This window comes from Dyadobacter sp. BE31 (assembly GCF_031457695.1).
In the GTDB taxonomy this organism is placed as follows: domain Bacteria; phylum Bacteroidota; class Bacteroidia; order Cytophagales; family Spirosomataceae; genus Dyadobacter.
This window is the reverse complement of record NZ_JAVDXA010000007.1, coordinates 291,532-313,653: the sequence shown is the minus strand read 5'-3', so window position 1 is coordinate 313,653 and position 22,122 is coordinate 291,532. Positions and strand designations below refer to the sequence as shown.

Below are 22,122 nucleotides of genomic sequence, written 5' to 3'. Positions count from 1 at the left end.
CGGCAGCACGGCCGGCGAGCCGGCAATGCGCCATGGATACCGGCTGCTATACCCATTCCGTCGCGCGTTTCTGCTCGCGCATGTCTGCGAACGTGATGCTGGGGTCTTTCATCGGCGTGTTCACGAAATGCGTGAAACGTTTGCGCAATTCAGGGTTTTCCACCACCTCGCGCCATTCGCATTTGTAGACGTCGATGAGGTTTTGCATATCGCGTTCGAGTTCTTCGGCAATACCCAGCACGTCGTCCACGACCACGGCTTTGAGGTAGTTCATACCACCTTCCATTTTGTTCAGCCAGGTGGCGGTACGCGTCAGCGGGTCGGCTGTTTTGATATAAAACATCAGGAAGCGGTCGATGAGGCGCAGACAGGTTTCCTTATCCACATCGCTGGCAAGCAGCTGTGCGTGCTGTGGTTTCGCCCCGCCATTGCCGCATACAAACAGGTTCCAACCTTTGTCCGTGGCAATGATACCGAAGTCTTTACTTTGCGCTTCCGCACATTCACGCACACAACCCGATACCGCCGATTTCAGCTTGTGCGGGGAGCGCAGTCCTTTATACCGGTCTTCTACTTCGATCGCAAAAGACACCGAATCCTGCACTCCGAATCGGCACCAGGTAGAGCCTACGCAGCTTTTCACAGTCCTCAAAGACTTACCATAAGCATGGCCGCTTTCGAATCCCGCATTGATCAGTTCCTCCCAGATCTCCGGCAGGTCGCCCAGGTGGGCACCAAATAGGTCGATGCGCTGGCCGCCGGTGATTTTGGTATACAAATTATATTTCTGCGCTACCTGCCCAATCACAATCAGTTTCTCGGGGGTAATTTCCCCGCCAGGAATCCGTGGAACCACCGAGTAAGTACCGCCTTTCTGAATATTGGCCAAATAGCGGTCGTTCGAATCCTGTGCAACTGCGCGGTCTTTTTCGAGGATATTTTCATTCCAAAGGCTGGCCAACAGCGAGGCTACGAGCGGCTTGCATACTTCACAGCCATCACCTTTTCCGTGATGATCGAGTACGGCGCCATAGGTTTTCAGGCCATTCATTTTTACCAAATCGAGCAACTCCTGACGTGAATAGTCGAAATGCTCGCAAACCACGTTGCGGACATAAACGCCCTTTTCCTTCATCAAACCGGAGATCAGGTCCTTCACCATCGGGATACAGCCGCCGCAACCAGTGCCGGCTTTGCAGCATTTCTTCAATGCATCCACGGTGTGATGGCCGTTTTCGCCTACTTCATGGCAAATCATGCCCTTGGTAACGGCCTCGCACGAGCATATGAGCGCGTCGTCGGGCAGGCTCATTACACCCGCACCCGTTTCCTCGCCCCCGCGGGAGCCCAGGATCAGGTCTTCCGAATCGGGCGGCAGAATGGTTTTATTCTTGCAGGTTTGGAGGAGCATATTGTATTGCTCCGCCTCTCCTACCAGGATTCCACCCAGCAAAGTCTTGCCGTCGGTGCTGACATTAATGCGTTTATAAATGCCCTTGGCTTTGTTTTCGTAGCGGATCGTGCGGCAAGCCGGCTCCTCCACGAACGGATCGCCGAAGCTCGCCACGTCGGTACCGATCAGTTTCAGCTTGGTCGACATATCGTAGGGCAGAAACTCCTTCTCACCGCCCGTCAGCATGGTGGCTACCACGTCAGCCATTTCGTAGCCCGGCGCAATGAGACCGTAAATCATATGGTGTGCTAATGCGCATTCGCCGATCGCAAAGATGAATGGATCGGAAGTTTGCAGCTGGTTGTTCACTACAATACCGCCCCGTGGATGCGTTTCGAGGCCGGCAATTTTGGCTACTTCGTCACGCGGACGGATACCTGCCGAAATCACGAGCATATCCACATCGAGAGAGCTGTTGTCGGCAAACTGCATTCCTTCAATGCGGGCTTCGCCTTTGATTTCCTGTGTGCTTTTGGAGAGGTGAATCTGCAAGCCCAGCGATTCGAGCTGGCTTTGCAGCATGCGTGATCCTGCCTCATCAATTTGCCTCGGCATGAGTCTCGGGGCGAACTCTACCACGTGCGCTTCTTCCAATCCCAGGTCGAGCAACGCCTTAGCCGCTTCCAGGCCGAGCAAACCGCCACCTATTACAGCACCTTTTCTGGCTTTCTTGGCATACGACTGGATCAGTTCCAGATCCTCTATTGTGCGGTACACAAATACCCCGTCCTTTTCCACACCCGGGATCGACGGAACGAATGCCCCGGAGCCGGTTGCCATAACAAGATAGTCATAATACACTATATGTCCATGGTGTGAACGTACCAGTTTCTCTTCCCTGTCGATATCCACTACGGGGTCTGACAAAAACAACCGTATTCCGTTCTCCGCATACCAATCGACACTCGCCATAGAAAGGTCCTCTGCCGTCTTGCCTGCAAAAAACTCGCTCAAATGTACTCTGTCGTAAGCAGCGCGGGGCTCTTCGCCAAATACGGTGATGGTAAAATCCTGTCCGTCTTTTTTTTTCGAGAGGAGCTTTTCACAGAATTTGTATCCCACCATACCATTGCCAACTACGACGATCCGGGTGTTTGAAACAGCTTTCATAGTAATTAATAACTATTTATTTGTGAAAACATAATTATTTTGTTGTACTATTTCAATATTATAGGTGCGTTGTTGATTTTTCGATAAGTCAAAAGTAAATCGTGTTTTCTGAATTTCCTAACTTTTAATTCGTGTTTATGGTTAAAAACAAACATAATTTTTGGCAAAATGATTGTTTTATAAAATTTGACTAGTAAATTTGAACCAATAATCAATATAGTTACAAATTACTATATATAGTACATTTCTAATATTCACCCTATTATATATAAGAGATGGAAGCGAAACTGACACTGGTAGGAGCCGGCCCTGGCGACAGCGAACTGATCACACTCAAAGGCATGCGCGCATTACAATCCGCAGATGTGGTGCTGTACGACGAGCTCGCCAATGCGACTTTCCTGGAATTTGCACCGGCCCACGCATTGAAGATGTATGTAGGCAAGAAAGTGGGAAACCCTTCCTTCTCGCAGGACGAGATCAACGGCCTGATCGTCCGACTCGCCCGCAAGCGCGGCCATGTAGTAAGGCTCAAAGGCGGCGACCCGTTCGTGTTCGGCCGCGGGCATGAGGAGATCGAATATGCGCAGGACCACGACATCGTCTGCGAAATCGTACCGGGCATTTCCAGCAGCATTGCAGTTCCGGCTTCACTAGGCGTACCGGTAACGCGCCGCGGGGTAAGCGAGAGCTTCTGGGTGATCACCGGCACGACACAAAGCGGCGAGCTTTCGGACGATCTCCGGCTGGCCGCTCAGTCCAAAGCGACGGTCATTGTTTTAATGGGTTTGAATAAACTGGAAGAGATTTGCGCACTATACAAACACTTCGGACGTGGACATTTGCCGATGGCCGTGATCCAGAACGGCACCCGGCCGGATGAGAAGAGTGTGGTTGGACAGGTTTGGGAGATGCCCCGCCTCGTACGCGAGAGCGGCATAGGCACGCCGGCAATCATGGTGATGGGCGAAGTAGTGGCCCTCAGTCCCGCATACGCATTGGAATACCTGCAAAACATGCAGATGGCATTTTGACCCGCTTGCTTTCACTCCAACCTAAACATAATCACAATGAGAAAAGCTGTTTACCTCCTTTTGCTGGGTATTACCGCGGCCGGCCTGCTGGCCCCGACGCGGACTATGGCGCAGTTCAGCCTTTCGGGTCAACTACGAACCCGGACGGAGTTGCTTGACGGACAGGGCACAATGCTTTCCAAGGGGGAAAAGCCTGCCTTTTTCACCTCCCAGCGTACCCGGCTGAATGCGGGCTACAAGGGCTACCGGACGCAGTTTTTCGTCGCCGTTCAGGACGTTCGCGTTTGGGGACAGGATGCTTCTACCAATAACCGCATTACCAATTCGTCGCTGAATGGACTCATGCTGCATGAAGCCTGGGGGGAAATCAGTCTGCTCGACACCAACCAGACCAAACTCGGGAAAGAGTTTGCATTGAAGATCGGGCGGCAGGAGTTCCTCTATGACGACAGCCGTGTGCTGGGTAACCTCGACTGGCTGCAACAGGCGCGGCGCCACGATGCGGCTTTGATCAAGTACGGTTTCAATGGCTTCACCGCACATTTGGGAGTTGCGTATAATCAGAACCGTGAGCTCAAAACAGGCACTTTGTACGACGGCGTACCCGTGGGCTACCCCGCTGGTACAAACGGGATCGGGACGATGTATAAGTCGCTGCAATTCCTGTATTTGGGCAAAAAGTTAAAGCAGGGCAATGCCTCTTTCCTCTTTGTAAAGGATGATTTTCAAAAATATACACTGGACACGGCAGGCGTAAAAAGGCTGGCCAATGGCGTTCGCAGCCGCGTTACTTTCGGACCGTACCTGCAAACCAAAATCGGCAAAAACTGGACGCTGACTGCCAATGCATTCTACCAGGCCGGTAAGGACAAGGACGGTGCGTCGCTAAGCGCTTATATGTATTCTGTCCGGGGGTTGTATGCGATGAACCGGGTATTTTCCATTGGTCCCGGCTTTGACTACACCTCCGGCACAGCTACGGGATCGACCAAAAACCACACATTCGACCCGCTTTACGGCACACCGCACAAGTTTTGGGGACAAATGGATTACTTCTATGCGGCCAACGGCTTCGGCAAGGGCGGACTTTCGGATCTTTACATCAATACGACCATCAAGGCTTCCGAAAAGCTCTCCATCAACACCGATATGCACCATTTCGCGAGCGCAGCCACAGTACGTGTAGCTGATAATCAGAAACTTTCATCCGGCTTCGGCGAAGAACTCGACATTATCGCCAACTACAACCTGACAAAGTCCATCAGCTTCCAGGGCGGCTATTGTACCTTCTTTTCCACCAAGAGCCTTGCGCAGGTGAAGGGCGTAAAGAACCCGCAGAAAATGTCGAACTGGGCCTACCTGATGATCAATATCAAACCTGAATTTTTGAAATAAGTCTGTCATAACCAACCATTTCAAACTCTTATTACTATGGAAACGACCAATAAGCCGCTTGAAAAACTCAACATATTCAGCTTCAAAGGTGTGCAAATGCGTACCTTCCATCTTACCTGGATGGCGTTCTTCCTTTGCTTCTTCGGATGGTTCGGACTGGCTCCATTGATGACCGTCATCAAAACCGACCTGGAATTGACCAAACCGCAGATCGGCAACATTATCATCGCTTCCGTGGCCGCGACAGTGATTGCCCGCATCGCGATCGGGAAACTGTGCGATACCTGGGGACCGCGTAAAACTTACACCGCACTGCTGGGACTCGGTTCTATCCCGGTCATGACAGTCGGCCTGGTAAACTCTTACGAAGGCTTTCTGCTTTTCCGCCTCGCTATCGGCGTGATCGGTGCTTCGTTTGTGGTGACGCAATACCACACCTCCGTGATGTTCGACAAAAAGATAGTCGGAACCGCCAATGCGGTAGCGGGCGGCTGGGGTAACCTCGGTGGCGGTATCACCAACATGGTTATGCCTTTGATTTTCGCGGCATTCGTGGGTGCAGGATACCTGCCCGAATCCGCTTGGAGAATTGCAATGGTGATCCCTGGTGCTGCATTGCTGATCTTCGCATTCGTATATTACTTCTTCACCAAAGACACCCCGGCCGGCAACTTCGAGGACCTGGCCATTGCCAACCCGAAAGCTGCGAAAGCGAAAGGAACGCTCGGCATTGCAATGCGTGACCCACGTACCTGGGCGCTGTTTCTGGCCTACGGAGCATGTTTTGGAATTGAGATTACTTTCGACAACGTAGCGGCACTGTATTTCTTTGAAAACTTCAATACCTCCCTCGCAACGGCGGGTATCCTGGCTGGAACATTCGGTTTTATGAACATTTTCGCCCGGGCAGTGGGTGGTATCGTGGCCGATAAAGTAGGTAACAAATGGGGTATGCTGGGTAAAGGACGTTTGCTGGCGCTCCTGCTCGTACTGGAAGGCATCGGCATTGCATTGTTCGCACAGAGCGGCAGCATTATAGGCGCGGTAATCACGATGCTTTGCTTCGCGATGTTTTTGAAAATGGCCAATGGTGCCACCTACGCTATTGTTCCTTTCATTAATCAAAAGGCGATCGGCTCCGTAAGCGGTATCGTGGGTGCAGGCGGTAATGTGGGCGCGGTACTTGCAGGCTTCCTGTTCAAATCGACTACCATCTCCTACTCGCAGGCATTCATGTACATCGGTGTCGCTATTGCTTGTGTGGCTGCCATTATTGCATTGATCAATTTTGAGAAAACACAAATAATCACAGCAGAAGCTGGCCAATTGGAGCCAGCAGAGGCATAATGGCATTGCAATCAGCAGGAGCATAATGGCATTGCAAAATGAATCTCTATTTGAATGCAAGCTCTATTGAAATTGAATCTCTATTGAAATCCAATCTCAATCTCAGTTTCAGTTGACTAAAGTCAACTGCAATAGATGGCTGCTGCGAGCATATAAAAAATCCCCTTGCCCCGGGTTTTAACCCGGGGATCCAGATAGAAAGAAAAAAAAGATATATATCTATGAAACCAGCCCCCAATTCCTACAAATCGACCTGCTGTTATTGCGGCGTAGGCTGCGGGGTCGTGGTGACGAAAGAAAGTAATGGCCAGCTGAGCCTCGAAGGGGATAAAGAGCATCCTTCGAACAAGGGAATGCTGTGTTCCAAAGGTATGAACCTGCATTACACGGTCATGGATCAGTCGGATCGCCTGCTTTACCCACAAGTGAGGCTGAACCGTTCGATGCCCTTGCAGCGCGCGACCTGGGATGAGGCACTGGAACGCACAGCCGCGGTTTTTAAAACACTAATCAAAAAATTTGGGCCCGATTCGGTAGCTTTCTATGTCTCCGGTCAATGCCTTACGGAGGAGTACTACCTTGTAAACAAGCTGATCAAAGGTTTCATCGGGTCCAACAATATCGACACCAACTCCCGCCTGTGCATGAGCTCGGCGGTGGTGGGTTACAAGTTGTCACTGGGCGAGGATAGCGTTCCCGTGTGCTACGACGACATCGAGGCGGCCGATGTCATGTACGTAACCGGCGCTAACCCGGCCTGGTGCCATCCCATTATCTGGCGGCGCGTGGAAGCGCACAAAACGGCGAACCCGGATACCAAAATTATCTGTGTGGACCCGCGCGTGACCGACACCGCCCGCTCGGCCGACCTGCATTTACAGATCCGCCCGGGCACCGACATTGTCCTTAACAATGCGATCGGCCGTTTGCTGATCGAAAATGATTATCTCGATGAGCGGTTTATTACAGACCACACCGATGGTTTCGAATTATTCCGGCTACAAGTAATGCAGCGCACATTGGCGGAAGCGGCCGACATTTGTGGTGTCCCTTCCGCCGACATTGCCTTAGCCGCCGAGTGGATCGGTCGTTCAAAAGGTTTTCTCTCCTTTTGGACAATGGGCCTGAATCAGTCGGTAATCGGTGTAAACAAAAACCTTTCGCTCATCAACCTGCATTTAATTACCGGGAAAATAGGGAGACCTGGCAACGGTCCATTCTCGTTAACCGGCCAGCCGAATGCCATGGGCGGCCGCGAAACAGGTGGCCTTGCCAATATCCTACCGGGCCACCGTGAAGTGGTGAACGCCGCACACCGGGAGGAAATGGAGCAGTTCTGGAACACGCCTGTCCGCATTGCCGACAAGCCCGGACTCACCGCTACCGAAATGTTCGAAGCGCTGGCTGATGATAAACTGAAAGCGATCTGGATTATTAACACCAACCCGTTGGTGAGCATGCCCGACATGAATGCCGTGGAAAGCGCATTGAAGAAATCACGTTTCATAGTCGTGCAGGACGTTTCCAACCGCGCGGATACCGTTCATTTCGCCGATGTGGTGCTCCCCGCGGCCGCCTGGCTGGAAAAAGACGGCAGCATGACCAACGCCGAACGCCGCATTACCTACCTTCCCAAAGTGCTGGACGCGCCGGGGGAAGCATTGCCCGATTCCGAAATCCTCTGGCGTTTTGCGCAGAAAATGGGTTTTGAAGAAGCATTTAATTACAAAACTACCTCCGAAGTTTACGATGAATATGTCAAAGTAACCAAGGGAACCAATATTGACGTCACCGGCGTAAGCCACCAGCTATTAAAAGAAAAACGCAGCGTCCAATGGCCGCTAGCAGCCATCGGCGGTCGGCAGTCGGCGGTCGGCAGTCAAAAGAAGCCACGACAGATCGATAACGCGACAAACGGTGAAGTATCAACCAGCCACGGCACAAAACGCCTTTTCACCGACCATCAATTTTACACCAAAAACAAAAGAGCACAAATCCACCCCGTACCGGACGAAAACACCTCCGAACCCACAGACCATCAATTCCCGTTGGTTTTAACCAACGGAAGAATCCGTGACCAGTGGCACACGATGACCAAAACGGGCCGCGTTGCGAAATTGAACAAGCATATCCCTCAACCTTTCCTGCAAATTCACCCGGAAGACGCAAAAGAACGCGGCATTCTGGAAGGCAGCCTGGTGACTGTCAGTAGTCGCCGCGGGGAGGTGCGCGTGAAGGCGCAGATTACTACGGATGTGCGCAAAGGCCTTTGCTTCCTCCCTATGCATTGGGGAAAAATACTAGGAAGCAACCTGGTACGGGCGAACAATCTGACCAGCCCATTGGTTGACCCAAAATCCAAAGAACCCGATTTCAAGTTCTCGGCTGTACAAGTCGCTTTATACCAAAAACCATTTGAAAAAATTATCATTATCGGCGCCGGATCGGCTGGATTGGGCTTCATAAATTCCTACCGCCAGCTGAATGCCGACGATGAGATCCATGTTTTTTCCAAAGAAATATATCCGTTCTATAACCGGGTAATGCTGCCCGACTATATCAGCGGCTCACAATCCTGGGAACAGCTCGTGAAGCTGCGCGAGGACCAGTTTGCTGAAAACCGCATTACCGTGCACAAAGGCGTGAGCATCGTGCATATCGACCGGAAACATAAAACCGTCATCGATAGCAATGGATTGGAACACCATTACGACAAGCTCATTCTCGGCATGGGCAGCAAGGCTTTCATGCCAAAGGGCGTGCCTAACCTACCCGGCATTTTCAACATGCGCTCGCGCCTCGACGCGGACTCGCTCCTGCCGTTTCTGAAACAGCCCGAGCCGCATGCGGTCATCGTCGGCGGTGGTATTTTGGGACTGGAACTGGCAGCATCCTTCCGCGAAATGGATGTAAAAGTGACGGTAATCCAGCGCAGCGGCCGTTTTATGGAGCGCCAGCTCGACCCTCTGGCCAGCGAGTTGCTATACCAGGAACTCCTCGACCGGGGTATCGAATGTTATTTCAATGATGAGGTGGCTACCTTCTCGGGTTCGGATACCGTGGAAGGAATCAGGCTGAAATCGGGGCGGAAGATCGACTGCCAGGTGGTTGTACTGGCAATAGGCACCGTCCCGACCATCGATCTGGCCCAGCAGGCCGGCCTTGAATGCAAGCGCGGCGTGGTGGTGAATGATTATATGCAAACCTCCGACCCGGACATTTACGCTGCCGGAGAAATCGCTGAATGGAATGGGCAGATGTGGGGCATTACCCTCGCCGCCGAGCACCAGGCCGAGGTGATTGCGAACTACATTGCAGGCGACATTTCGCAGCCTTACAAAGGCAGCACTTCAATGAACATCCTGAAAATGGAAGGTTTGCAGCTTTGCAGTATCGGCCTGACCGACGCCCCGGCCAACGATCCGGCTTACGAGCAGATCGTATTCATCGATAAATCAAAGCGTTACTATAAAAAATGCATCGTACACCGCGACAAGCTCGTGGGTGCGATCCTGATCGGTGACAAGAACGAATTCCTCGAATTCCGCGACCTGATTTCGGGTGGGGTCGAACTCTCAGAGAAACGCCTCCAACTCCTGCGAGCCAGCCAGAATGCCGAGCCGATAATAGGGAAACTCGTATGCTCCTGCAACAATGTGGGACAAGGAAACCTGGAAAAAGCCATTGCAGGCGGCTGCGGGGATTTCCAGCAACTCTGCCAGACCACCGGCGCCGGAACCGGCTGCGGCTCATGCCGGCCGGAGGTGCGGTCGATACTTGAAAAGGCGTTGGAAGCAAATTTGGTACCGAATTGAAATTAGGTCAGGAATGGTCATTAATAGTCAGGTGTGGTCAAGTGTTGTCAGATTTAGTAAGGGATGGTCAAGTGGTGGTCAGGTGGTGGTCAGGTATGGTCATTAAGTCATTTATTGTGAGTTACAATTTCCTCCATACCCGATCACGTGTACAACACTTACACTCTTGACAATACCTGACCATACTTGACAATACTTGACAATACTTGACAATACCTGACAATACTTGACAACACCTGACCACACCTGACAACACTTGACAACACTTGGCAACACCTGACCACGCCTGACAACACTTGACCATACCTGACAACACCTGACAACACCCGACCATAAAACCGTAAATCGATGCGCGACTATTACCACATCAAAATCAACCTGCCGGGGGGCATTGCTTCGCCGGGGTACCTGAAAGACATTCTTTCGGCGGCGTGGAATGCGAATGTCCGCAAGGTGCGGTTCGGATCGCGGCAGCAGCTGCTGATGACGGTGCATTACGAGGATATGCGGTTTCTCGAAAGCGATTTCAAAAACCTAGGCATCTTTTACGAGGTCAATACCGACCGCCGGCCCAATATTGTGAGTTCTTACTGTGGCGAGGAGGTTTTCAGGACCGGGCAATGGCTCAATGCGAGCGAGTACCACTCCGTACTCGACAGCTTTGACTTCCAGCCTGGCCTGAAAGTTAACATTTCCGATTCCAATCAGAGCTTTACGCCGTTTTTTACGGGTAATCTCAACTTCATTTCCTCGCCCGAGCCGCATTTCTGGTATTTGTATGTGCGTTTGAAGCAAACGAATACGGTTTTCAAATGGGACGGGTTGATTTATACCAACGAAATCGGGCGGTTGTCGAAAGCGCTGGAAGAATGCATGCTGGAAGAAGGTTTGAATGAAGAAAATGCATTGAAATCGGCTGTGGGAGAACGCATTCGCTATGTTTTTCAACCATCGCAGCAAGAGCTCGAATTGCCTTCTTTTTCCCTGCCCTACTACGAAGGCTTCAACCGCTACGAATCGCGGACCTGGCTGGGTCTTTACCGCCGCGATGAGGAGTTTACGATTGAGTTCCTGCTCGATGTGTGCGCGTTATGCCTCAAAACACGCGTGGGCGAGATTTGCTCTACACCCTGGAAATCACTGGTTATTAAAGGAATAGAAGACCAATACCGCGAAGCTTGGAGCAATATCCTCGGAAAACACAACATCAATGTCCGCCACGCCGCCAACGAGCTGGCCTGGCAAACGGAGGATCATAATGGCGACGGTGCAGAACTTAAAAACGAACTGATCCGGTATTTTTCCAAAAACGATACCCGCACGTTCGGCCTCTGTTTCGGGATCCAGACCCGCCCGAAATCCGAAGTTTTCGGCTCGGTACTTATCCGGAAACGTCCATTGCTGCGGATCGGGCAGCTGCCGCTGTTCAGTGTTTACGACCTTTACTATACCGAAAATTTCAACCCCAACAGCCGCGCGCAAGTGCTGTTTGAGAGGGGTTTGTTTAAAATACATTTGCCTGCCCAGCTGGAACGTCTTTGCAGGCGGTTTAACAATCAGCGGTCGAGGGATACTCTGAAAACTATGCTGTCCGAGCCCGACGAAGCCAAAGCCGCCGTCAAAACGGCGAAGACGGTGCACCAATGCCCCGATTGCCTGACTATTTATGATCCCGAGTATGGCGACGTGCTCGGCGATATCCCTCCCGGGACCGCCTTCGAAGACCTTCCGGCAAGCTATTGCTGTCCTACCTGCGACAGTGGCAAGGCCGTTTTCCTGGCCGTAGAATTTACCCGACCATCCAACCTAGAACCAGCCTGACTATGACATGCATACCCGCTATCGAAACCCGTTTCTTTGCATTTGAAAGCGATTTCGTCGACAGCCTGCGCTGCATTCCGATGATCGTGCGCTACAAGCTCGACACCTGCCGCGTGAAGCTGCAACTCTCCGACTGGGCCAAGTTCAATTATGACGAAAAAGACCTGCTGGCCGAAATGCCGTGCCATACGGACCTGGAAATCGACATCTATGCCGATTATGTGAATGAACTGGTTTGGAAATACACGAAAACGGTTCCAACCCTGCTCAACAACCTCGACCCCGCGTGGGTATCCGCGCACGTACCCACGGAGGTACACGAGAAGGCGCAGGAATGGAACTGCCCTGTCATTTCCGCCAGCCAATGGATGCAGCTTGATGTCCTCGAACGGTTCGCATTGGTAAAACTCAGCCGCTCGGGACATGAAGGCCGGAATTTTCCGCGGGCGCTGGCAGAATTCGGGCTTGCGACGGCTTGCCAGCCTTAGCTACTAACGCCTATTTTTGCGCAACACGGTTCACAGTAAGCAACTTGCGCAGTTCAGTTTGTACATCACCTGACGACGGCCGCGCCGCGTGTGCTGCCACCATCCGGCCCTGCGCGTCGATCAGCAAATAGCGCGGAATACCCCATACGTGGTATAAATTCCAGATAGACCCGGGGGCATCCGCTTCGTTAAGCATGTGCAGCCCATTTGGCACTTTGCCGTTGGCCACCATTTTCTTCCAGGCCAGGGTATCCCGGTCGACGGACACGTATAGAAATGTGACCTGATCGTTGCCTTTAAATTCCGCCTCCATCTTTTTGGAATCGGGAAACTCTTCGATACAATAGCCGCACCAGGTTGCCCAGATATCGACGTAAACAATTTTTCCCCGTAAATCGGACAATGACAGTTTCTTGCCATCGGGTGTCAGGCCAGTGAAATCAGGGGCAGGTTTTCCGGGACCGATTTTCTCCCAGCGGGCAACGTCCTCACGGATCACGTTTTTAAAATCTTCGGAAATAATCTCCTTTTCGAGTTCGCTTGTGAGCTTCATTATCTGAGGTGAAAGGCCATCCATTCTGATTTGAATGTCAGCACTTTTAGCCCGCATAAAATCTTCAACCTGTTTGGGATATCCGGCTGCTTTTATTTTATTTTCCACCAAAAATGGAAAAATTGATTCCAGGCTATCCGCGTCCATGTTTTCATTCTCTTCATACACAGCATTATGAATCCGGTGCTGATAAAATTGCGCGGCGATCATAGAATAGTCAGGCATACCTATTTTCAACGCAATCGTATCAATGGGCAGGGTTTCAACAACTTTTTTCACCGAACCCGGAATCTCTGATGAGTCTTTTCCGACTGCATAATTGAATTGGTAAGAAAGAACACTCATTTTAGAATACCGGGCAAACAGATCGATCATTTCCTCTGAAACCTGCTTTTCCAGCTTCAATTTTGCTAACAATTGATCATATCCTCTCTGCAATGAATCCTTTGCGTCCAAAAATTCATCCTTGTTGAGCTGGAATGCATAAGCTCCGTTCCATTTTCCGAGACCATTCCAGATTTGGACCGATTCGTTAATAACCTGGTTCAGAGCCGCTCCATCTCCTTCATAACTGACTGACAATTTGGCCCCTGGCTTTGATGGAACGATTGCCAGCTCGTCCCCGGGAGAAATGGAGAGTGCAGACGTCAAATGCACGGCCATCGCGGAGGCAAACACCGGGGCATCCAATTCGAATTCCACCACACCTTTTCCTGCACTGTCAAGTATTACACTACCCAATCCAATGGTATCCAGGTTCACCATGTTGCTTCTGACAATCTTCACCGTATCCCCCGCGGCTTTGCGATAATGAATGGAGATTTTAACCAATTTGTTCTGCTTTTGATCGCAACTGGTCAACTGGAAAAGGATACCTACAAAGACAAGGAAGGCAAAGATGTAATAGCGCATTGGATTTGATATTGGGTTGAAGAATAGTTTCTCAAATCGGATTACGCTAATAAAAGCACTCTTGTGGAGATTGTATTTATTCTTTTAAAAATTTAACATTTCTTAATTCACCTGCATTCCCTGCCCGAACGGTTAATACGTACAAACCAGCCGGCAAATGAGAAACATTCAACTGAATCTTCCCTTTCAAATCAGCTGTTTGGCTTCCATTCAATGCATATTTCTTTCCGGAAACATCTGTAATTGCGACAAGCTTCAAAGTTTTATACGGACCAGGTATTGTTACCTGCAAAACCGATTGAACAGGATTGGGCGCAAGCAGAACATTTCCGCTTTCAACGTCGCAATCGACTGTCACAACCCGGGTTTCCTGCGTCTTCCCATCTTTATCATATTCTTTAATGCGGTAATAACTGCGGTTTAATACAGCCTCGGCAGTAAAGAAATATTCATTTCTTTCTTTCGAATTACCTGCTGCTGCTACCTGCCCGATTGCTTCCCAATTCCGGGCGTCGCTGCTTCCGAGAATTTCAAAATAATCCGCATTCACTTCCTCGGTTGTTGCCCAGCTTAGGCGTGCATTGTTCCCACGGCATTCAGCATTGAATTCCGTGAATACTACCGGCAACGGGCCCGAGGTTTTCGTCAGCGTATTATTCCTGGTGATTAGCCACACGTCGGGATCGAAAATTACCTCAGTGGCTTCAAAACCGAGGTTTTCAATAAAAAACTGTCCATTTGAAATGTTGTTCAGCACCACGAGCTTCTGTTCGTTGGTATTTGCATTGCGGAAAAGCAACGGGACCGGCAGCTGAAAGAAACTGACCGATGCATGCGATTGCGTCTGGTTCAGTTTCACCTGCACCGCGTTGCCCGCCGGGTACCATTCAACCTGGTACGAAGGATACCCCTGCCCGGTAAACCATTGATCGAAAAAATAGGTGAGGTTTTTACCGCTGGCTGCTTCCAGGTGGCTTTTCAGGTTTGCGGTCGTGACGTAACCATAGGCCAGTGACGGATCGTTGATGTAGTTGCTTACGCCCGTAAAAAACGTTGCGTCCCCGAGTATCCAGCGCAGCATATACAGCAAATGCGAGCCTTTGAGGTAACTCAGGCGATTGCTGAAAATCCGGTTCACATCACTCACATTATCCACCCAAACAGAGCCGCCGGGCTGCGAGGTAATCGTGTTGATTTCGTTGGTACGCGTCGTTTTGGTATTGGCCGGGTATTTCGCCTCCGAGTAAATGCTGGCAAGATGCGTTGCGAAGCCTTCATTCAGCCAGATATCCTCCCAGCTTCCGCAGGTAACCTTGTCGCCAAACCATTGGTGCCCGAGCTCATGCGCGATAAGCGTCTCGGCCATATTGACCATAAACGAGCAGGTCTGGTGCTCCATACCGCCTCCCCAGCCAAATTGCACGTGCCCATACTTCTCGTTCTTAAACGGGTAATCGCCAAAGAGGTTGCTGAATTGCACCATCGCATTGAGTGCATTCTGCACACCACCCTGAAAAGTTGCCTGGCTTTCAGGGTAGCAATAGGTTTTGAAAGGGACATTCGTACCCCCAATCATTACGCTGTTGTCCAATACATTGTAGTTTGTAACGGCAATTGCCACTAGATAACTCGCGATTGCGTACCGGTGTTTCCAATGCGTTCGGGTTTTGGAACCGGCAACCGCCGTTTCACTTTTCAGCAAGCCGTTGGAGGCAGCCTTGTACGCTGCGGGATGGGTAATGTAAATATCGAGTGAGTCGGCCTTGTCGTCGAGGCCGTTTTTGCAGGGCCACCAGTCACGGCTTCCATAAGGCTCGCTCAGCGTCCATAGCACAGGAGTTGCCGACGCCCCGTGCGTGGTTACTACGAAAGCCGCATTCGTCGGAGGCGGAGTGCCTTCGTAGCTGATCGTGACTGAATCTTTCGTTCCGACGCCCAGGGGGCTTTGCAGGGTGATCATCAGCGCATCCCCGGTGTGCGTAAAAGCGACGTTGCTGCCGTGCTGCTGCACAGATGACACGGTCAGCGCATTCGACAGGTCGAGGGTAATGCTGTTGCCTGCGGTAGTCATTACAAAATACGGCGTTACAGCACCTTTGATATTGTTCACCGCCGGGTCAACCTCCCATTCGCAGCGGTAATACTTCACATCGAAATTGTTGGAAGCCAGCACACGCAGCCCGGACGCATTCAGTCGCAGGCCTGCGCTTCTGCTTTCGAGCACGGCAATGTCGGAAGTGGAGAAATCCGCGAAAGACTCCTGGCCCATGGCTCGTACGACGAGTAGTAAAAAGAATAACAGGAAAGGTGTTCTCATAGCGTGCAGTTTCATGTAAGTACATCACTGTCAATACGCTAACTTAACCAATTGAAAACAATTCTCTCCTGTTTTCGCATCAAATGTTCAAACGGCGGGTTTCTGTCAAAGAGAGGTCAGGCTGCTGCAAAATCCGAACAGCCTCTGCAAATCGTCGGCATGGCCGAAATCGATGCGGTTCTCGCGCAGGTAGCGCGTGAGCTGGCGCCTGTTACGCCCGTACACATGCAGGAACGCGCGCCTGGACGCTGCGTGTACGACCCGGTTCTGATCGATCAGGAAATAGCTGGTTTTCATTCTCCACCGGTGCCCGGACGCATTGTTTTGCCATTGGACATGCCCGCCCTGACTGGTTACCATTTGCACCTGTGCAGCATTTCCTTCCGAAGCAGAAAAATGCTGTCCCGAATAGCTTAGGCTATTTCCCGCAATTTCGGGTTGCGTACGTGCAGCCAGCCGGACCCGTCCTCCCTCACCAATTACCTCCATATCCGAATGGGTATCGGTAAGGACAAAGCGGCGGTCCCCTATTGCGACATAATCAATCAGGTATTTGCCTGTAAACAGCAGCGTGTCGGCCCGAGGGTTCAGAAACCGCATCTGGCCATCCTGGTAATAGTAGTTCAGGAACGCCTCACTCTTTGTACCATTCCGGAAATAAACCACCCCTTTGACGAACGCGGGGAACAGGTAAGCAACGGACTTTTTTTCCTGTGCATTTTCCCGTGCCGGCACGGGAGTCGGCCAGGCGACGTTTAGCGGCGCGTTCATCGATAGTGTTGAAATTAGAAGGGAAACAAACAGTACTGTTTTCATAGCGGTTTCAGGTTAGCCATTCGTGATACAACTTCTGCTTGAAAGATGTTATCCACTCATTTCCATACCCTTAAACAGCTCTCGTTTTTTAAAATAAGTTTACCGCAGTGACTTGTACAAGTCTGCCCGGACACATGTTGAAGAATTTTTCTACAACATATTGTTGAGAATCTGGCAAAATTTTGATTTTTTAGTAATATTAGTACTACATATAGATCTCGAAACGTATATATTGCCGTTCAAACGGCAAACTACTGCTAACCAACGTTATTTAATTGTCGGAAATGAGGTCAACGGCACGGTTTTGGTGCCCGTTATGGCCTACATCAAAGGAACGTATGATGGAAATCGGAACAATCAAGGCGGTACATATTTATACCCACCAACGATTATATGTTACGGCCGAGCTGGAATTGAACTTGAAAGGAGTGAAATATACGTTTGGTGGTTATGACGTATTTTTGTCAGGCATGCATGGCGGAGAATCTTCGGATCCACCTTACCTGGGCAGGTTCCTGTTCAGGTGCATGCAAGTATGCCGGGTCGACAACTGGGATGAGCTGAAAAGCTCAAAAGTGCTGGTTGAAATTCAGCACGGTAAGGTAGTGGCGATCGCCGATATTTCCGGCGACAACTGGTTCAACCCGGCCAAAGAATTCGGGATAATGGACCTCGAAAAAGAGCAAATGGAATCTACTTTCAGGGATAATTCCAAACCTTAGAATCACCCGAATCTTCCTCTTTACAGTAGCTATTCAAGCCTGACCTCATAAATACCATTCTCGCATTTCTCCGGAACGGCCAGTTCGAGGTGCTCCTTCCGGTTCACCCGCAGGTAATTTTCAATAGCAAGTACCGCTTCATTTTCCGTCTCAGCTCCCGACACCGCCAGAACCACTCCCGGTTCCAGCCGTCCTGTCTCATCACGATTTGTTATGCTTGGCATGATTCGTTGTTTTTTGGCTGGGGGTATTTTAAAAACTGTGCCAAGGTTGTTCATTAAAGCCGGGCACCACAATGCCCGGCTTTCTAAATGTTTTCCTTGAAATTACCTCTTCGAACTACCTACTCGTGTACTTCACGGGATTCTGCCGGGCGTTGTAGAACTACCAGGTACGGTCGACGACGGGATAGTGGTGCTTTGAGGTACCTGCGTCGGATTGGTGGTCGCTCCCGGGATGGTGCTTCGCGGCACGTTGCTATTGTTGGGATTTGACCCTTGCTGCAAGTTTCCGGGGATATTAGTGCGTGGCACGGCATTCGGGTCGGTCGGCGTAACAGGAACGGTCGACGGCTGCGTAGTACTTGGCGATGTAGTGGTTCCCGGAGTGGAAACTCCCGGAGTGGTCACACTACTGGGTACGGTGCTCGACGGCACAGTCGACGGCTGCGTGGTCGGTGATGGCTGTGTCACGGTGCTACCGGGTTTCGCAGCGCCGGGTAGATCGGATGGCTGCACAATGGCTCCCGGGACGGTTTTAGGCTGCGTGGTATTCGATGGATAAGTCGATGGCTGACTCGTGCCCGTAGCCGGCTGCGTGCCCGAAGGCACCGCGGTGCCCGGCGTGGTAGCGCCCGGCGTGGTAGCGCCCGGCGTGGTCTGAGCAAGGGCGGCGGCACTGCCCAAGACGACTCCGCCGGTAATGGCCAATGCGATGATATTCAACTTCAAAGCTTTCATGACAATATGTATTTAGTTGATGAATCTTTTTCAATAATGTGGTTGTGTTGGAAAAAGAATCGTACCAGAAGTGTCCGGGCGGGCATTAAATTCACAGCTACGCATATACGTGACGAGGGTATTCAGATTGTCTCAAACACCCCCCGAAATAGACGTTTTCACACTCGTTCTTTCCACGATTTATTCTTGAATTTTGTATAAAACTAAATCCAGAAACCAATGGAAAAGCAATTGGACACCATGGCCGGCCGCTTGGAGGAGAGCCTCGCAACGCACCGGATCGTATCCCAGGAAGAATGGACCAAAGCGCGGAAGGATCTGCTCAAAAAGGAAAAGGAACTTACCCGGCTCAACGATGAGCTCAGCCGGCAGCGGAGGGAGTTACCCTGGGTGAAAGTCGATAAATCCTACATTTTCGACAGCACGGAAGGAAAACTCTGGTTATCAGATCTTTTTTATGGCAAAAGCCAGCTGATCATCTACCATTTCATGTTCGCGCCGGAATGGGAAGAAGGCTGCCCGGGCTGTTCGTTTCACTCCGACCACATCGACGGCGCCAATCTCCATTTGCAGCACCACGACGTCTCGGTGGTAGTCGTGTCGCGCGCTCCATTGGAAAAGCTACTGGCTTTTAAAAAGCGGATGGGATGGAAATTCAACTGGGTATCGTCCTACGGCAGCGACTTCAACTACGATTACCATGTATCGTTCACCAGCGAGCAACTTAAAAACGGTACGATCTATTACAATTTCGAATATGCCAAACACGACGAGGGCACCGAGTCACCCGGGACCAGCGTGTTTTACAAAGATCGGACAGGCAACATTTTCCACACTTATTCCAGCTATTCCCGCGGCGGAGATATCCTCATCGGCGCACATAACTACCTCGATCTCACACCCAAAGGAAGAAACGAGGACGGCATTATGGACTGGATGCGTCACCACGACAAATATGAAGATTTCAAAGGCGATCAGGGCAGCTGCTGCCATTAACAGCAGTCTCCCGCGCCTGTTGCGCTACGTGATGGTCAAAACACTCGAAGCGCTCCTGAAACTGGCAGGAGCGCCCTGACTTCCTGTTGCCTCGTTCTTCCTTCCATCATTAAGTAAAATGCAACGTAAAATGCCTTTACTGCATGAGTATCAATGATATCTCATACATCCTAAATCCCACGAAGAAGCGTTGCTTCACCTTTTTATGTTTGGAATTAGCCAAATCCAAAAACACAGGAAGAACCTGATCATTCTTCCTGCTATCGCCGCATTTGCCGGACTGGTAGCCTATCAGAACCGGGAGCAAACCGACCGCTCCTGGGGCATTTACAAAGCCGACGCCGCGAGTACCAGTTATTCCGCATTGGACCAGATCAACACTGCTAATGTAAACCGCCTTCAACCCGCCTGGACGCATTCCTACACCGATATGAAGGACGGCAGCCGCGCCGGCAGCAGCGAATGCAACCCGATTATCGTCGACGACGTCATGTACACCACATCCGCGAAGCACTGGGCCTATGCCATTAACGCGCAAACCGGCGAGCAACTCTGGGCGTTCGACCCGTTTGATGGCACAGAGGGCGGAGGGGTAAGCCGCGGGGTTACTTATTGGGAAGATGGAGAGCGGTCCGGTGCACCAGATAAACGTATCTTCTTCACCGGTGGCGACAACCTTTTCGCGCTCGATGCGCGTACGGGCAAACCCATTGCGACGTTCGGCGAAAATGGCCGTGTGAGCATGAATGTAGGCCTTCGCGATGATCCGGCGACCATTTCGGTGATACCTACTTCGCCGGGTATTGTTTACAAAGATTTGCTGATAATGGGGGCCGAAGTTTCCGAACTGTACGGCGCACAACCCGGCTATATCCGTGCTTATAATTGCAGAACCGGGAAACTGGAATGGACATTCCATACAATCCCGCTGCCCGGCGAGCCCGGCTACGAAACGTGGCCCAAAGATGCCTACAAATATGCAGGGGGTGTGAACGATTGGGCCGGAATGAGTCTCGATACCCGCCGCGGTATCGTGTTCCTGGCATTGGGATCGCCGTCGTATGACTTTTACGGGGCCGATCGCAAAGGGGATAACCTGTACGGCAACAGCGTGGTAGCCCTCGACGCCGCAACGGGCAAGTACATCTGGCATTACCAGCTCGTTCACCACGATTTGTGGGATTACGACCTCCCCGCACCGCCCAACCTGGTGACCGTCCACCGCGACGGAAAACAGATAGACGCCGTGGCACAGGTTACCAAACATGGGTTTGTATTCGTTTTCAACCGGGAAACCGGCGAGCCCCTATTCCCGATCGAGGAGCGAAAAGTACCCGCATCCCGCATTCCGGGAGAAGTAGCATCGCCAACTCAGCCTTTTCCTGTAAGGCCTAAGCCATTTGCCCGGCAATGGATGACCGAAGCCGACCTGACGCATTACACAGACGCAGGACATGATTCGATCGTGAAAAAATTCCGCTCGATGCGGTACGAAGGCCTCTTTACCCCACCCGACCTCAAAGGAACATTGATGCTCCCGGGGTCCCGCGGCGGGGCTGAATGGGGCGGCGCCGCTTACGATCCGGCTTCTACCGTACTTTTCGTCAAATCCAATGACTCTCCTGAAATCCAGTCGATGAAAAAAGTGGATCTGGAACAGGAAGCCAAAGAACAGACCGTTTACGACCAGGGAAAGACATTGTACATGACCTATTGTGTGGCCTGCCACGGCAAAGACAAAAACGGCGACGAACCGAACTACCCATCGCTGATCGGCCTGCGCAACCGCATGACGCGCGAGGCCGCGCTCGACAAAATCAAAAAAGGAGGAGGCAAAATGCCCGCATTTGCCTCCGCGATCAAAGGCAAGGAAAAGGGTATCATCGCATTCCTTTACGACCGCCCGCAGAATTCCGCCAAAGTAACCAAGCAAGAAACCGGACAAACTCAAAAGGGCGCCGACAAATACCTGAACCTGACGGCGTACGGCCATTTCCGCGATCCGCAGGGCAACCCGGCATTGCGTCCGCCATGGGGAACACTTAACGCGATCAACCTCAGCACGGGCGACTACGAATGGCAGATACCGCTCGGTAACGACGAAAAACGCCAGGAAAACGGCGGTCCGGAAACCGGCCAGGAAGGTTCTGCCGGGCCGATCGTCACGGCTGGCGGCCTGGTTTTCATCAGCGGCACCCAGGACCGCAAGTTCCGCGCGCTCGACAAAAAAACCGGCAAGCTCGTTTGGCAAACCATCCTCCCGGGCGTCGCCAACGCAACCGCCTGTACCTACATGAGCGGCGGCAAGCAGTACGTGGCACTATCCGTCGGTGGCACCAAAGAAAATCCGTCAGGGTCTGTAATGGCGTTCAGGTTGCCTTGAA

At 51.4% G+C, this 22,122-nt stretch carries 15 protein-coding genes; 9 read left to right on the top strand and 6 right to left on the bottom strand.

Annotated features, from left to right (window positions below; all coding sequences use genetic code 11):
* Positions 1 to 46: 46 nt before the first annotated feature.
* Positions 47 to 2,563, bottom strand: coding sequence for a nitrite reductase large subunit NirB (gene nirB, locus J2Y43_RS29110; protein WP_309990920.1), 2,517 nt, complete (start codon positions 2,561 to 2,563; stop codon positions 47 to 49).
* Positions 2,564 to 2,838: 275 nt separating this feature from the next.
* Here nirB and cobA point away from each other — a divergent pair, with 275 nt between their 5' ends.
* The 6 genes from cobA (at position 2,839) to J2Y43_RS29080 (ending at position 12,463) form a co-directional block, all read left to right on the top strand.
* Positions 2,839 to 3,597, top strand: coding sequence for a uroporphyrinogen-III C-methyltransferase (cobA, locus tag J2Y43_RS29105; RefSeq protein ID WP_309990917.1), 759 nt, complete (start codon positions 2,839 to 2,841; stop codon positions 3,595 to 3,597).
* 36 nt (positions 3,598 to 3,633) lie between these two features.
* Positions 3,634 to 4,992, top strand: a complete 1,359-nt coding sequence (locus J2Y43_RS29100; RefSeq protein WP_309990915.1) for an alginate export family protein — start codon at positions 3,634 to 3,636, stop codon at positions 4,990 to 4,992.
* 36 nt (positions 4,993 to 5,028) lie between these two features.
* The gene (locus J2Y43_RS29095; RefSeq protein ID WP_309990913.1) at positions 5,029 to 6,339 is read left to right on the top strand and encodes a NarK family nitrate/nitrite MFS transporter; all 1,311 of its coding nucleotides are present in this window, start codon (positions 5,029 to 5,031) and stop codon (positions 6,337 to 6,339) included.
* 221 nt (positions 6,340 to 6,560) lie between these two features.
* On the top strand, positions 6,561 to 10,154 hold the full coding sequence (locus J2Y43_RS29090) for a molybdopterin-dependent oxidoreductase (protein WP_309990911.1): 3,594 nt from the start codon (positions 6,561 to 6,563) through the stop codon (positions 10,152 to 10,154).
* Positions 10,155 to 10,502: 348 nt separating this feature from the next.
* Complete coding sequence (locus J2Y43_RS29085; protein WP_309990908.1) at positions 10,503 to 11,975, top strand: rubredoxin; 1,473 nt, start codon at positions 10,503 to 10,505, stop codon at positions 11,973 to 11,975.
* 2 nt (positions 11,976 to 11,977) lie between these two features.
* The gene (locus J2Y43_RS29080) at positions 11,978 to 12,463 is read left to right on the top strand and encodes a nitrate reductase associated protein (protein ID WP_309990905.1); all 486 of its coding nucleotides are present in this window, start codon (positions 11,978 to 11,980) and stop codon (positions 12,461 to 12,463) included.
* Between the two features lie 10 nt (positions 12,464 to 12,473).
* On the opposite strand, the gene J2Y43_RS29075 is transcribed toward J2Y43_RS29080, so the two are convergent.
* The 3 genes from J2Y43_RS29075 to J2Y43_RS29065 all read right to left on the bottom strand — a co-directional run bounded on the left by J2Y43_RS29075 (position 12,474) and on the right by J2Y43_RS29065 (position 17,061).
* Positions 12,474 to 13,928, bottom strand: a complete 1,455-nt coding sequence (locus J2Y43_RS29075) for a TlpA disulfide reductase family protein (protein WP_309990902.1) — start codon at positions 13,926 to 13,928, stop codon at positions 12,474 to 12,476.
* A 76-nt stretch (positions 13,929 to 14,004) separates the two neighbouring features.
* Complete coding sequence (locus J2Y43_RS29070; RefSeq protein WP_309990899.1) at positions 14,005 to 16,245, bottom strand: M1 family aminopeptidase; 2,241 nt, start codon at positions 16,243 to 16,245, stop codon at positions 14,005 to 14,007.
* 105 nt (positions 16,246 to 16,350) lie between these two features.
* Positions 16,351 to 17,061 carry a hypothetical protein gene (locus J2Y43_RS29065; RefSeq protein ID WP_309990897.1) on the bottom strand — a complete coding sequence of 237 codons (711 nt, stop codon included), beginning with the start codon at positions 17,059 to 17,061 and terminating at the stop codon, positions 16,351 to 16,353.
* 338 nt (positions 17,062 to 17,399) lie between these two features.
* On the opposite strand from J2Y43_RS29065, the gene J2Y43_RS29060 reads away from it, so the two are divergent.
* Complete coding sequence (locus J2Y43_RS29060; protein ID WP_309990894.1) at positions 17,400 to 17,783, top strand: hypothetical protein; 384 nt, start codon at positions 17,400 to 17,402, stop codon at positions 17,781 to 17,783.
* A 29-nt stretch (positions 17,784 to 17,812) separates the two neighbouring features.
* Here J2Y43_RS29060 and J2Y43_RS29055 read toward each other — a convergent pair whose 3' ends face one another.
* Positions 17,813 to 18,007: a hypothetical protein gene (locus J2Y43_RS29055; RefSeq protein WP_309990891.1), complete on the bottom strand. Its 195-nt coding sequence runs from the start codon at positions 18,005 to 18,007 to the stop codon at positions 17,813 to 17,815.
* A 132-nt stretch (positions 18,008 to 18,139) separates the two neighbouring features.
* Positions 18,140 to 18,742: a hypothetical protein gene (locus J2Y43_RS29050; RefSeq protein WP_309990888.1), complete on the bottom strand. Its 603-nt coding sequence runs from the start codon at positions 18,740 to 18,742 to the stop codon at positions 18,140 to 18,142.
* A 219-nt stretch (positions 18,743 to 18,961) separates the two neighbouring features.
* On the opposite strand from J2Y43_RS29050, the gene J2Y43_RS29045 reads away from it, so the two are divergent.
* Both J2Y43_RS29045 and J2Y43_RS29040 read left to right on the top strand, forming a co-directional pair.
* Positions 18,962 to 19,738, top strand: coding sequence for a thioredoxin family protein (locus J2Y43_RS29045; protein ID WP_309990885.1), 777 nt, complete (start codon positions 18,962 to 18,964; stop codon positions 19,736 to 19,738).
* Between the two features lie 205 nt (positions 19,739 to 19,943).
* Complete coding sequence (locus tag J2Y43_RS29040; protein WP_309990882.1) at positions 19,944 to 22,121, top strand: PQQ-binding-like beta-propeller repeat protein; 2,178 nt, start codon at positions 19,944 to 19,946, stop codon at positions 22,119 to 22,121.
* The last annotated feature ends 1 nt before the right edge of the window (position 22,122 follow it).